This is a genomic window from Nocardia sp. NPDC003979, assembly GCF_053605015.1.
Window position 1 is genome coordinate 65,684 of sequence record NZ_JBSGIJ010000015.1, and the last position, 12,875, is coordinate 78,558.

Annotated in this window: 13 protein-coding genes; 6 read left to right on the forward strand and 7 right to left on the reverse strand. The window is 68.1% G+C overall.

Annotated features, from left to right (window positions below; translation table 11 throughout):
• Window positions 1-8: 8 nt before the first annotated feature.
• The 3 genes from ACWEVR_RS25970 to ACWEVR_RS25980 all read left to right on the forward strand — a co-directional run bounded on the left by ACWEVR_RS25970 (window position 9) and on the right by ACWEVR_RS25980 (window position 3,345).
• Entirely contained in the window at window positions 9-1,259 is a 1,251-nt protein-coding gene (locus tag ACWEVR_RS25970; protein ID WP_452469083.1) for a KasA/KasB family beta-ketoacyl-ACP synthase, read from the forward strand.
• A 106-nt stretch (window positions 1,260-1,365) separates the two neighbouring features.
• On the forward strand, window positions 1,366-2,811 hold the full coding sequence (locus ACWEVR_RS25975) for an acyl-CoA carboxylase subunit beta (RefSeq protein ID WP_452469084.1): 1,446 nt from the start codon (window positions 1,366-1,368) through the stop codon (window positions 2,809-2,811).
• Window positions 2,812-2,889: 78 nt separating this feature from the next.
• Window positions 2,890-3,345 carry a winged helix-turn-helix transcriptional regulator gene (locus tag ACWEVR_RS25980; protein ID WP_357151661.1) on the forward strand — a complete coding sequence of 152 codons (456 nt, stop codon included), beginning with the start codon at window positions 2,890-2,892 and terminating at the stop codon, window positions 3,343-3,345.
• A 67-nt stretch (window positions 3,346-3,412) separates the two neighbouring features.
• Here ACWEVR_RS25980 and ACWEVR_RS25985 read toward each other — a convergent pair whose 3' ends face one another.
• Together ACWEVR_RS25985 and ACWEVR_RS25990 are read right to left on the reverse strand one after the other, a co-directional pair.
• Window positions 3,413-4,102: a nitroreductase gene (locus tag ACWEVR_RS25985; protein ID WP_452469085.1), complete on the reverse strand. Its 690-nt coding sequence runs from the start codon at window positions 4,100-4,102 to the stop codon at window positions 3,413-3,415.
• Between the two features lie 141 nt (window positions 4,103-4,243).
• Window positions 4,244-4,531: a hypothetical protein gene (locus tag ACWEVR_RS25990; RefSeq protein ID WP_452469086.1), complete on the reverse strand. Its 288-nt coding sequence runs from the start codon at window positions 4,529-4,531 to the stop codon at window positions 4,244-4,246.
• Window positions 4,532-4,643: 112 nt separating this feature from the next.
• On the opposite strand from ACWEVR_RS25990, the gene ACWEVR_RS25995 reads away from it, so the two are divergent.
• Window positions 4,644-6,686 carry an Eco57I restriction-modification methylase domain-containing protein gene (locus ACWEVR_RS25995; protein ID WP_452469087.1) on the forward strand — a complete coding sequence of 681 codons (2,043 nt, stop codon included), beginning with the start codon at window positions 4,644-4,646 and terminating at the stop codon, window positions 6,684-6,686.
• Here ACWEVR_RS25995 and ACWEVR_RS26000 read toward each other — a convergent pair.
• Complete coding sequence (locus ACWEVR_RS26000; protein ID WP_067487261.1) at window positions 6,680-7,297, reverse strand: TetR/AcrR family transcriptional regulator; 618 nt, start codon at window positions 7,295-7,297, stop codon at window positions 6,680-6,682. The two genes, ACWEVR_RS25995 and ACWEVR_RS26000, sit on opposite strands and share 7 nt — an antisense overlap.
• A gap of 313 nt (window positions 7,298-7,610) precedes the next feature.
• Complete coding sequence (locus ACWEVR_RS26005) at window positions 7,611-8,126, reverse strand: gamma carbonic anhydrase family protein (protein ID WP_452469088.1); 516 nt, start codon at window positions 8,124-8,126, stop codon at window positions 7,611-7,613.
• Between the two features lie 136 nt (window positions 8,127-8,262).
• Here ACWEVR_RS26005 and ald point away from each other — a divergent pair, with 136 nt between their 5' ends.
• Window positions 8,263-9,375, forward strand: coding sequence for an alanine dehydrogenase (gene ald, locus ACWEVR_RS26010; RefSeq protein WP_067642215.1), 1,113 nt, complete (start codon window positions 8,263-8,265; stop codon window positions 9,373-9,375).
• Here the strand turns inward: ald and ACWEVR_RS26015 are convergent.
• The 3 genes from ACWEVR_RS26015 to sigJ form a co-directional block, all read right to left on the reverse strand.
• Window positions 9,372-9,866: a nuclear transport factor 2 family protein gene (locus ACWEVR_RS26015; protein ID WP_452469089.1), complete on the reverse strand. Its 495-nt coding sequence runs from the start codon at window positions 9,864-9,866 to the stop codon at window positions 9,372-9,374. The genes ald and ACWEVR_RS26015 overlap by 4 nt on opposite strands.
• Before the next feature lie 51 nt (window positions 9,867-9,917).
• Window positions 9,918-10,778 carry an SDR family NAD(P)-dependent oxidoreductase gene (locus tag ACWEVR_RS26020; RefSeq protein ID WP_452469090.1) on the reverse strand — a complete coding sequence of 287 codons (861 nt, stop codon included), beginning with the start codon at window positions 10,776-10,778 and terminating at the stop codon, window positions 9,918-9,920.
• 128 nt (window positions 10,779-10,906) lie between these two features.
• The gene (gene sigJ / locus ACWEVR_RS26025) at window positions 10,907-11,845 is read right to left on the reverse strand and encodes an RNA polymerase sigma factor SigJ (protein ID WP_452469091.1); all 939 of its coding nucleotides are present in this window, start codon (window positions 11,843-11,845) and stop codon (window positions 10,907-10,909) included.
• A 111-nt stretch (window positions 11,846-11,956) separates the two neighbouring features.
• Here sigJ and ACWEVR_RS26030 point away from each other — a divergent pair, with 111 nt between their 5' ends.
• Window positions 11,957-12,874, forward strand: coding sequence for a cobalamin biosynthesis protein (locus ACWEVR_RS26030; protein WP_452469092.1), 918 nt, complete (start codon window positions 11,957-11,959; stop codon window positions 12,872-12,874).
• Window position 12,875: the final 1 nt, after the last annotated feature.

A 12,875-nucleotide genomic window follows, 5' to 3' on the forward strand; every position in this document is an offset into this window, starting at 1 on the left:
CTGAACCAGTGACCACTCCTTCCACCTTGAACGGGAATTTCCCCAACGTCGTCGTCACCTCCATGGCGGCGACCACGTCGATCGCGGGTGATGTCGATGCGACGTGGAAGGGACTCCTCAACGGTGAGAGCGGAATCGACGTTCTCGAGGATTCCTTCATCGAGGAATACGACCTGCCGGTGCGTATCGGCGGTCACCTGAAAGTCAGCCCCGACACCCTCCTGAGCCGGGTCGAGATCCGCCGCATGGCGTATGTCGAGCGCCTGGCGACCGTGCTCGGTCGCGAGGTGTGGAAGAACGCGGGCAGCCCGGAGGTCGACCACGACCGCCTGGGTGTCGCGATCGGTACCGGCCTCGGTGGCGGCGACGCGCTGATCGACTCGGTCGACAAGCTGAAGAACGGCGGCTATCGCAAGATCTCGCCGCTGGCTGTTCAGATGGTCATGCCGAACGGTCCGTCGGCGGTCGTCGGTCTAGAGCTGAAGGCCAGGGCGGGAGTGGTCACTCCGGTCTCGGCGTGCTCGTCGGGTTCGGAGGCCATCGCCAACGCGTGGCGGATGATCGTGATGGGTGACGCCGACATGGTCGTCACCGGTGGTGTCGAGGGCTTCATCGACTCGGTGCCGATCGCGGCGTTCTCCATGATGCGGGCGATGAGCACGCGCAACGACGACCCCAAGGGTGCTTCGCGTCCGTTCGACAAGGATCGTGACGGTTTCGTCTTCGGCGAAGCGGGCGCGCTCATGACGATCGAGACCGAGGAGCACGCGAAGGCTCGCGGTGCGACCATCCACGCGCGTCTGCTCGGTGCGGGCATCACCTCCGACGGTTTCCACCTGGTCGCCCCCGATCCCGAGGGCACCGGTGCGGCCAGGGCGATGACCCGCGCGATCCAGTCCGCCGGTCTGACCAAGCGCGACATCACCCACATCAACGCCCACGCGACCGCGACTCCGATCGGCGACACCGCCGAGGCGAACGCGATCAACTTGGCGGTGGGCAACCACGCTTCGGTGTACGCGCCGAAGTCGGCACTCGGTCACTCGATCGGTGCAGTCGGTGCCCTCGAGTCGGTGCTCACTGTGCTCGCGATTCGGGACGGCATCGTTCCGCCGACGCTGAACCTGGACAACCAGGATCCGGAGATCGATCTCGATGTGGTGCACGGGGAAGCCCGTCGCCAGGAAATCGAGTACGCGATCAACAACTCCTTCGGCTTCGGTGGGCACAACGTCGCGCTCGCCTTCGGTCGGGCCTGACGCACGGATTTCCCGGTGGGGGGTCGGCCAACTGAATGGTTCGACCCTCCGCCGTGATCCGGCGGAGGCCGAGAGATTTTCGACAACGAAGGTAGGAGTGGACGCGATGACCATCATTGCTCCCGCGTTTCAGGATTCGGTCACCGACCCGCGTGACCCGCTCGGCCGGCTCCAGCGCTTCTTCGACCCCGGCACGATCCTGCCGCTGCATCCCCGCGACCGCTCCGGTGTGCTCGCCGCGATCGGCGAGGTCGACGGTGTTCGTACCGTCGCCTACTGCTCCGACGCCACCGTGATGGGTGGTGCGATGGGCGTCGAGGGTTGCAAGCACATCGTCGACGCGATCGACACTGCTATCGAATCCGGCATCCCTGTCGTCGGCCTGTGGCACTCCGGTGGCGCACGCCTGGCCGAGGGTGTCGAGGCTCTGCACGCGGTCGGGCTGGTCTTCGAGGCCATGGTCCGCGCGTCCGGGCTCGTTCCCCAGATTTCGGTGGTGCTCGGCTTCGCCGCCGGTGGCGCCGCCTACGGTCCCGCGCTGACCGATGTGGTCATCATGGCGCCGGAGGGCCGCGTGTTCGTCACGGGTCCCGACGTGGTTCGTTCGGTGACGGGCGAGAACGTCGACATGGAGACCCTCGGTGGTCCCACCACACACTTCAAGAAGTCCGGCGTCTGCCATATCGCCGCCGACGACGAGGCCGACGCGCTGCACCGGGCCCGCAGGCTGGTGTCGATGTTCGCCGAGCAGGGCGAGTTCGACCTGGTCGCCGCCGCGCACGGCGATGTCGACCTCAAGGCGATGATGCCGGAGTCGGCCAAACGCGCCTACGACGTGAAGCCGATCATCCACGAGCTGCTCGACAATGTGGAATCGCCCGACGGCACGACCGAGTCGTCGTTCGAAGAACTGCAGGGTGGTTACGCCCGCAGCATGGTGACCGGTCTCGGCCGTCTCGGCGGGCGAACCGTCGGTGTGCTCGCCAACAACCCGCTGCGCCTGGGCGGCTGCCTGAACTCCGAAAGTGCCGAGAAGGCTTCACGTTTCGTGCGGTTGTGCGATGCGTTCGGCATTCCGCTGATCGTGGTCACCGACGTTCCCGGGTACCTGCCGGGTGTCGGTCAGGAACTCGAGGGTGTGGTGCGTCGCGGCGCCAAGCTGCTGCACGCCTTCGCCGAGGCCCGCGTTCCGCGCGTCACCCTGGTGACCCGCAAGATCTACGGCGGCGCCTACATCGCCATGAACGCGCGCGCCCTCGGTGCCACCGCCGTATTCGCCTGGCCCGGTTCGGAAGTCGCCGTCATGGGCGCCAAGGCCGCGGTCGGCATCCTGCACAAGAAGGCGCTGGCCGCCGCACCGGAAGAGGAGCGTGAGGCGCTGCACGAGCGGCTCACCGCCGAGCACGAGCGGATCGCGGGCGGAGTGGAACGCGCCGTCGCGATCGGCGTGGTCGACGAGGTGATCGACCCGGCCAAGACCCGCAGCACCCTCGCCGCGGCGCTGGCCTCGGCGCCTGCCCGCAAGAGTCACCACAAGAACATCCCGCTGTGAGCTGACCGGGAAACGGCCGCCTCGTCGTCGAGGCGGCCGTTTTCCTGTCCGCACAGCACCGCGGCGCATAATGGCAGGGTGCGCTATGAGGAGCTTGCCGATGCCCCGTGTTCCATCACGCGGCCCCTGGTGATCCTCGGTGACCGCTGGACCCTGTTGATCCTCAAGTACTGCTTCGCGGGCGTCCGCCGGTTCAACGCCTTCCAGAGCGCGCTCGGCATCTCCCGCAGCCGCCTGCACGACCGACTCGATCGCCTCATCGAGCACGAGATCCTCGTCAAACGCCCCGTCGACGACGGCGCCTACGAGGAATACCGCCTCACCGAAAAAGGGCACGCCATCTACCCGATCCTGATGGCCATCCGTGACTGGGGCGACGCCTACATGGCCCCCGAAGGCCCACCTGTCGAGTACCGCCACCACGACTGCACCGGCGAAGCCCACGTCCACCTCACCTGCGACGCGTGTCACGCCGAGGTCACCGCCCGTGACATCGATCCGCAGGCGGGCCCCGGCATCACCGGCGTCGCCTGACTGGTCAACCGATCACCACGCTCTGCTGGCGTTTCCCTCTCGGGCGATGCCGCCACCAGAGCGTGATTCAGGAAGTGTGCCAGGTGACCTGGTCGTCGAGGGGGGCTCGGGCGGTGCGGAAGCCGTTGATCGGGTGGTCGAGGTCGGGGTAGCCGAAGGAGACGCCGAAGACGACCTTGCGGGTGTCGGGAATGTCGAAGTACTCGTGGATGAAGGGGGAGTAGGAGGCCAGCGCCGCCTGCGGTGCGGCGCCGAGGCCGAGAGCCTGGGCGCCGAGCAGGAAGTTCTCCAGCCACAGCCCGCAGTCGATGGCGCCGTACACCCCGAGGTCGGCCTCGGAGGTGACGATCGCGACGTGCGGTGCGTCGAAGAGTTCGAAATTGCGGACCATCTGGCGCATGGTCTTCTCGTGGTCGCCCTTGACGATGCCGACGCTGTCGTAGAGCTGGAAACCGCAGGCGCGCCGCCGTTCCCGGTAGACGCCTTCGTACGCGGCCGGGAATTCGAAATCCGGTGTGTTGGCGGCGGTTTGGATGTGAGCCAACAGTTCCTTGCGGAATCGGTCGGTGCCGTCGCCCGCGGTCACGACGATCTGCCAGGGCTGGGTGTTGCACCAGGACGGGGTGCGCTGCCCGAGGGCGAGGAGTTGTTCGATCGTGGCGCGCTCGACCTGGTCGGGCTTGAACTGGCGGCAGGTCCAGCGCTCGTCGGCCAGGCGCCGTAGAGCGTCGAAATCGGGGTGATCGGTCGGCGCCATCGCGCGGCTCCCTCGGTCGGTCGTGAGAACTGGTCTCATTTTGAGACCAACTTAGCAGTCGGGGCGGAAACGCGGAACCCGCCCGCGCCACGAAGATTCGGGCGGGGGCGGGTTCTGATCGGCGAGTCCGTCGTCCGACGGTCATGGACCGCCGACTGGCACGGTAGGGGCGCGAGAAGGGATCCGGGCGGGATCAAGCTCGGCGGCGCACGACCACGACCACGGCGACGCCGATACCGACGAGCAATGCGATGCCCGCGCCGACAGCGCGTACAGGGTCCACGGGCGGGTGGTGGCCGTTGATCCGTCCACCGTCACCAGCTGGTTCTGGCTCTGCTCGCCGAGCACGTCGCTACCACCGCGATAGGCCGGGCCGGGTTCGGCCGTGCCCGAGACGCTGACGTCGAGCTGCACCGGCGTCGGCGGCATCACATCCGCGCCCGACGGCTACGCGCGGGTCGGGGGCGGCCGACTGTGGCCGGGGGCGACGGCGGCCCGCGCCTGACGCGCAATCGGGGCGTGGCGGGGCAGAATCGGACCCATGGCGTTGCAGTCCCGCGATGCGCAGGAGCGCAAACGGCACGGCAGGCACTACACCCCGCCGGAGCTGGCGCGGTTTCTGGCGCGTCGGGCACTGCTGTACGCCCCGTACCGCGCCGAGTTGCGGGTGCTCGACCCGGCCTGTGGGGACGGGGAGCTGCTGCTCGCGGTGCATCGGGAGATGGTGTCGTGCGCACCGGATGTCGCGGTCCGGCTCACCGGGTACGACCTGGACCGTGCCGCCGTCGGTGAAACGGTGGCGCGGGCCGCGGCCGAAGGGGTCGAGATCCAGTGCCGGGCCGGGGATTTCCTGGCGAAGGCGCCGCGTCTGGCGAAGGGCTCCTTCGATTTGATCATCAGCAACCCGCCGTATGTGCGCACGCAGCAGCTCGGCGGGGCCACCGCGCAACTGCTCAGCCGAAAATTCGGGCTTCGTGGGCGCATCGATCTCACCCACCCCTTCGTCGCCCTGGCGCCGCGTCTCCTCGCGCCGGGTGGAGTGCTCGGATTGCTCTGCGCCAACAGGTTTCTCACCACCCGAGCGGGTGCCAACCTGCGCCGCATCCTGACCGCCGATCTGAGCCCGGTCGAGCTCTACGACCTCGGCGACACCAAACTCTTCTCCGCCGCCGTCCTCCCCGCGATCACCATCGCCACCAGATCAGCCGCGAGCGTCGCGCATGCCCGCGTGCTTCCCGGCGACGACACGATCCCGGTCGGTGACGGTGCGAGCGGTGTAGGCGCCGACAACGCGCATCAGAACCGCGGAACGCGCACGTATGCCGCAGCTTCCACCTCGGCGTCCGGCACTGCGGCGGGCCGAACTGCGGCGGGCGGCATTGCGGCGGGCGGCATTGCGGCGGGCGGCACTGCGGTGGGCGTTGCTGTGGCGGGCGTTGCTGCGGCGGGCGGTGCCGCGGCGGGCGGTGCTGCGGCGCCCGCGATCGTGCCCAGAGATTCCCTGTCCGCCGGCGGATTCTCGAAGCGAAGCGATCCGGCGAACGTTGCCGAGAGCTCGGTCGGTTGCCGGTACGTCTCCGTCTATGAGCGAACCGGCGACGAAACAGGCTGCGGTACAGATCTGTTCGACGCGCTGGCCGGGGAGACCGACTGCCTGATCGGGGCCGGCGGACGCGTATTCGCGGTTGAAGTGGGGACGTTGGCATCGCAGGGGCGGGAAGCGGCGGCCGGCCGGGTGATCACCGATCACGAACCTCCGCACGGCGAGACGGTCTGGCGGATGTCGCGTCCGGCCGTCGACCGCTGGCTCGACAAGATCGCCGACCGAACCTGGCACACCTTCGGCGAGACCGCGCGAATCCGGGTGGGTATCAAGACGACCGCCGATCGGGTGTTCATCTCCGACCACTGGGACGACTTCGACCCCACGCCCGAGCGAGAACTGCTGCAGCCCTTGATCACTCACCACGACCTCGAGCGATGGGAGATCAAGAAGGATCGTGGCACCAGAGTGCTCTACCCCTACGACCTGCGGCAAACACGGCGCACCCCGGTCGATCTGGCCGAATTCCCTTGCGCAGCAGAGTATCTGCGCACCCATGAGAAGGCTCTGTCCGGTCGACGCTATGTTCTCGACGGCGGCCGCAAGTGGTACGAGATCTGGGTGCCGCAACGACCGCACCTGTGGGGTGCGCCGAAACTCGTCTTCCCCGACATCAGCGAACGTCCCCGCTTCGCCCTCGACCGCTCCGGTGCCGTGGTGAACGGCGACTGCTACTGGATCTCGCTCACCGACCTCGACGCAGGAAAGTCCGCGACCGACCTGGCGTATCTCCTGATGGGCGTGGCGAATTCGGCGCTGGGCCTGCGTTTCTACGACGCGGTCTGCGGCAACCGTCTGTATTCGGGCAGGCGGCGCTGGATCACCCAGTACGTCGCCCGGCTGCCCCTGCCTGATCCATGCAGTCCGGCGGCCGTCGAGATCGTGCGCCGCGTGCGCGAGCTCATGGAGGACGGTGTGCCGGTATCCGATGCCGCCGTCGACGACGCAGTCGCCGAGGCGTTCGGGGTGTCCGCTCAGTAGGAGGGCCGCACGCCGACCATCGGCAGCAGCGTGCGGCGCGCGAACTCCCGCCCGGCCTCGGCGTCGTCGAGCGGGATCAGCCCGTCGGGTGTCAGCGCCAGCGAGAGGGCGAGCCGGGCCATGATCTCGGCGACCAGGTCGGGGTCGAAGTCGGGGGAGCCCGCCTGCACCTCACGCAACTTGTCGGCGAGATATTCGCGTCCCACCGCCAGGATGGGCCCGGCGTCGGTGGTGAGTTTGGGCAGGATCATCTCCGGCTCGGTGCCGAGCAACCGCCGCAGCAGTTCGTTGCCCGCGATGGTCGTGACGAAGGCGACGAAGATTTCGACCAGCCGGTCCTCGGGCTCGGTGACCGCGCGGACCCGCTCGTCGATCTCGCCGACATAGCGCTGCGCCTCACGCACGCCGACTGCTTCGACCAGGTCGTTCTTGGATTCGAAGCGTCGGTACAGGGTGGCCGGGCTGATGCCGGCGCGGCGCGCGATCTCGCCCATGCTTGTCCGTTTGATCCCGAAATCCAGAAACGCCGACAGCGCGCTGTCGAGCAGTTTCTCCCCGTCGGTGACGGGCTTTTCCAGGATCCGCGCGAGGATGGTCGAGACAGTGGGCATCAGCCCATTATCCCCGTGGTGGGAGATCCAGCGCGACCATCTCTTGCTCTATCGCGTTTGCCGCGAAATGCACACCCCGGGAACGTAATTCGTGAACACGGCACTGAAGTGCCTCGATACCGCCTGGTTGTGCCGCGATATCGGCCACGCTGAGCCTGCCCCCGGATCGGTGCACACCTACCTGCGCGTATGCCACCGTGATACCTCCTGCCCCGCGTACCGGTGCCGGCCCTGAAGACTCGGTGGACCGGTCGCGATACGCAGGGCAAATGCTATCAGGTTTCCCTACTGGTCATTTGCTCAGTGTGATGCGTCACAACAATTCGGCATCCCGGTGGTTGGCGAGATTGTGTAGGTACACAGCGGCGTTGAGCTTGATGCCGTCCTGCTGTGCCTCGGTGAGTTCGCGACGCACCTTGCCGGGCACCCCGGCAACCAGCGAGCCGGGCGGAATCTGGGCGCCCTCGGGGATGAGCGCGTTGGCCGCGATCAGGGTGCCCGCCCCGATCACCGCGCCGTTGAGCACGGTGGCGCCCATGCCGACGAGCACGTCGTCGCCGATGGTGCACCCGTGCAGAATCGCGTTGTGCCCCACCGACACACCGGAACCGACGGTGAGCGGGAAACCGGGGTCGGCGTGCAGCACGCACCCGTCCTGGATGTTCGTGCGGGCGCCGACGGTGATCTGTTCCAGGTCCCCGCGCAGTACCGCCGAGTACCAGACGCCGACCTCGGCGCCCAGATGCACCCGCCCGATCACGGTCGCGTTCGGCGCGATCCATGCTGACTCGTCGATCTCGGGCGCGAACCCGCTCACCTTGATGATCATGCGGCGATTATCGCGCTGTGCTCCGGCGCCGGGCGCGGTGGGCCGCCGCCAGGAGGTCCCAGCGCCTCCCAGGTAGGGATCCGGACACGCGACGGATTCGACTGCGGGCCGTCGAAACAGGATCTAGTCTGGGTGAATGACGGCAACGGGCGTAACTTCCGGTGTTCCGGCCGAGGTAAAACCGCAAGAATTCCGGGTCGCGCTGACTCCGGCCGGTGCCGCGGAGCTCGCCGCCCACGGGCACGAGGTGCTCGTGCAGGCGGGTGCGGGCGTCGGCTCGGGCTTCGCCGACGACGACTACCGGGCCGCCGGTGCGCGGATCGCGGTCGACGCCGACCAGGTGTGGGCCGAGTCCGATCTGGTGTTGAAGGTGAAAGAACCCATCGCGCAGGAGTATTCGCTGATGCGGCGCGAGCAGGTGCTGTTCACGTATCTGCATCTGGCCGCGTCGAAGGACTGTACCGACGCGATCCTGTCGTCGGGGATCACCGCCATCGCCTACGAGACGGTCCGGGCGGCCGACGGTTCGTTGCCGCTGCTCGCGCCGATGAGCGAGGTGGCGGGCAAGCTCAGCGCGCAGGTCGGTGCGTATCACCTGATGGCGCCGATGGGCGGGGAAGGCGTGCTGCTCGGCGGCGTGCCCGGGGTTCGGCCCGCCGACGTGGTGGTGCTCGGCGGTGGCGTGGCGGGCACCAACGCGGCGAGCGTCGCGGTGGGGATGGGTGCGCGGGTGAGCGTGCTCGATACGAATCTGGCCCGGTTGCGTGAGCTCGACGCCCGGTTCGCCGGTCGGGTCGGCACCTTGGCCTCGCACGCCCTCGAGATCGAGAAGGCCGTGCTCGCCGCCGATCTGGTGATCGGGTCGGTGCTCGTGCCAGGGGCCAAGGCGCCGAAGCTGGTGTCCGACGAGCTGGTCGCGCGGATGCGGCCGGGGTCGGTACTCGTCGACATCGCCGTCGACCAGGGCGGTTGCTTCGAGTCGACCCGGCCGACGACGCACGCGAATCCCACCTTTCCCGTGGGTAATTCGCTGTTCTACTGTGTCGCGAACATGCCCGGCGCGGTCCCGCACACCTCCACCGTGGCGCTCACGAACGCCACCCTGCCCTACGCGCTGGCCATCGCCGACAACGGCTGGCGTGGGGCATGCACCGCCGACCCGGGGTTGTCGGCGGGGCTCACGGCGGTCGACGGGAAGCTGCTGTCGGCGGAAGTGGCCGCAGCGCACGGGTATTCGCTCGGGGTCTAGGGCTCGGCGAAGATTCCCTCGGCGATGACCGAGTCCGCCAGGAGCGGGCGGGTGATCGACCAGCGCTCCGTGAAATGGCTGCGTGACATCTTCCAGCGGCCGTCCTCGATCACGTAGTCGTCGTCGTAGTCGCCCGTCGAGACGAACTCGGTGTTGTCGATCAGGTTCACCTGGCGAAACCGCAGGGTCCACCGGCCTGTCGCGGTGCTTTCCCCGGTGAGGGTGATGTCGGGGTGGATGCCGTGATGCATGTCGAGGACGACGTGTTTGCCGTCGACCTTGTGCAACGCGATGCGGGTGAAGATGTCGACCAGGGGCCCTGCGTCGTCGAAGGTGCCGATACGGCCGTAGTCCAGGTCGGCGCCGGACCGGATGAAGCAGTCCCGCATCGTCTTCGGGTCCTTGCTGTCACAGGCCCGCCAGTACCGGTGCTTGAGTTGTTTGATCGCTTCGATCTGTTCGAGGGTGTCGATGCGTTGTGCGAGATCCATCGGTTGCCTGCCCGGGTGTGGAGGTTATGAGCGAATGTCGGGTTTGCGAGGTCAGTCGACGACCGCGTCGGAGAACGCCGGAGGGTTACCCAGGAATGGCCGGTGCGAAGGTGGCTGCTGGCCACGGGTGTCCTCGACGCCGAGTTCCTGTGCGATCTCGGCGCCGATGAGCACCTGGCCGGTACGGTCCATCAACTGGGGATCGCGCGCGAGGGCATCGATGACCCGACCGGTGAATTCCGGCGATTCGGCGGTCGCGGCGAGACCGTCATAGGCGCCCGGATTCGCGGCGAAGGCGGCGAGCGTGCGCTCGGTCGCGAGCAGACCCATCCAGATCGAGACGACCGCCACGTTCCACGGACGGAAGTCGACGGCCATATCGTGCGCCATTTTGTCCACTGCCGCCTTGCCCGCACCGTATGCGGGCCCGTGCATATAGCAGGTGCCGCCGAACGACGACGTGTTCACGACCAGCCCCGCCCCATTGGCCACCAGCAGCGGTGCGGCGTAGTAGGTGGCGACGTAGCTCGAGCGCATACCCACATCCAGCAGGTCGAGCAAGGTGAGCGGCTTTTCCCAGAACGGCCCCTTCTCGGTCAGGCCGTCGGGTACCGCGAGAGCGTTGTTGACCAGGATGTCGAGCCGTCCGTGCTCGTCGCGAAGACGTGCGAAGAAGGACTCGACCTGGGCATCGTCGCGATGGTCGAGGACTACGGGCACGCCGTGGCCGCCGCGGCGGGTGATCTCCTCGGCGGTCGCGAACACTGTGCCCGGCAGTGGGGAATCGCCTTCGTTCCGCGTTCGCCCGGTGACGTAGACCGTCGCCCCGGTTTCCCCCAGCGCGAGCGCGATGCCTTTGCCCGCACCGCGACTCGCGCCGGTCACCACCACGATTCGTTCCGAACCCACCATCGACTCCCTACCCTGTCCGACGGGTCACACCGTGCGACACGTTCCACTACTGAACCGGACCGGCCGGGGGTGGCACAGAGACCTTCCCGGTAGCCGGAAGGCGAAGGCTCGACATGTCGCGTGTAGGGCTAGTCCTCGGCGCGGCCCATGTACCAGTCGGGTGCGCCATCGGTCGGCAGGTCGCGCAGCTTGTCGGGGTTGCGGACCACGTTGATGGCGACGATGCGCCCGTTGTCGACGACGAACGAGAAGACACCGATGTGGGTGCCGTCGAACACCACCAGCCCCGGTGCGCCGTTGACCAGCACCGCACGGCCCCAGGCATCGGTCGCCGACGGTGCGTGGTACCAGCCGAGCAGCATCTTGGCGATGAGTTCGGCGCCGCGCACCGGCTGGCGGATCGCGGGCACCTTGCCGCCACCGTCGGCGGTGAGCACCACCTTCTCGTCCAGCACGCCGAGCAGTGAACTCAGGTCACCCGAGCGCCAGGCCAGGGCGAAGGCCGAAACCACCTTCTCCTGTTCGGCGGGCGACGCCGGGAATCGCGGCGTGCCGCTCTCCACGTGCTTGCGGGCACGCGAGGCCAGCTGACGCACCGCGGCCGGGGTGCGCCCGACCACCTCGGCGACCTCAGGACCCGACATGCCGAACACATCCTGGAGCACGAAGGCCGTGCGTTCGGCGGGTGAGAGCGATTCGAGCACGACAAGCAGTGCGGTGGTGACCCGTTCGTCCTGGGTGATGCGGTCGGCTGGATCGTCCATGGTGCTGACCTCCGGTTCCGGCAACCACTCGCCGACGTACTGTTCGCGCCGGGCCCGCGCGGACCCGAGCTGGTCGAGGGCGAGCCTGCCCGTCACGGTGGTGAGCCAGGCGCGCAGATTGTCGATCTCGTCCGCCTTGCCCGCCTCGTGCTGCCGTTGCAGCCGCAGCCACGCCTCCTGCACCACGTCCTCGGCGTCGGCCAAGCTGCCGAGGGTGCTGTAGGCGAGCCTGCGCAGGTAGGCGCGGTGCTCCTCGAAGCGCCGCGCCAGTTCCGCGCGGTCGAGGTTCGCGGTGTCGGTCATCGTGCCAGCCGTTCGGTCGAGAGTGGGCGGGTCGCCCAGGATGCTGTCATGGAGACGACGAAGCGGACGCATCCGGTGTGACATCGCTGCCCCACCGGTTAACCTCGCCCCGTGCACAAGGGGATTTCGACCGCCGCGGGACTGCTGCTCGGTTTCGCACTCGACCGGGTATTCGCCGACCCACGCCGCTGGCATCCGGTAGCCGGATTCGGCACGGCGGCAGCGGCATTGGAGCAGCGAACCTACGCCGACACCCACCGCGCCGGAATCCTGCACGAGACCGTGACGGTCGGCTCGGTCCTCGCGTTCGCTGCCGTAGCCGCGCGCGGTGGCCTCCTCGCGACAACCCTCGCCACCTGGACGGTTCTAGGCGGCCGCAGTCTTGCCCGGGCCGGCCACGACATGGCCGACCGGCTCGACGCAGGCGATATCGACGCCGCCCGCGAAGTGCTGCCCTCACTGTGCGGACGCGACCCCTCGGTCCTCGACGCCGACGGATTGGCCCGCGCCGCACTGGAATCCATCGCCGAGAACACCTCCGACGCCACCGTCGCACCGCTGCTGTGGGGTGCTGTGGCCGGAGTGCCCGGGTTGCTCGGATATCGAGCGGTGAACACGCTCGACGCGATGATCGGCTACCGCAACGAGCGCTACCTGCGTTTCGGCTGGGCAGCCGCCCGCACCGACGATGTGGCGAATCTCGTCCCCGCGCGGGTGACCGGACTGCTCACGGTCGTGCTGGCGCCGCTCGTCGGCGGAACCCCCGGCCAGTCCTGGCAAGCCTGGCGCCAGGACGCGCGCAAACACCCGAGCCCCAACGCCGGTGTTGTCGAGGCATCGATGGCAGGCGCACTCGGGGTCCGACTCGGAGGCCGCACCCAGTACCGCTACGGAGCGGAACTGCGCCCGACACTGGGAACCGGGCGCGCCCCCGAAACCGAAGATCTCCGCAGAGCCGTCCGCATGTCGGAAGCAGTACAGATCGGAGCCGTAGCAGTCAGCGCCGCGCTGGCATTGCTGCGTAGGTGAG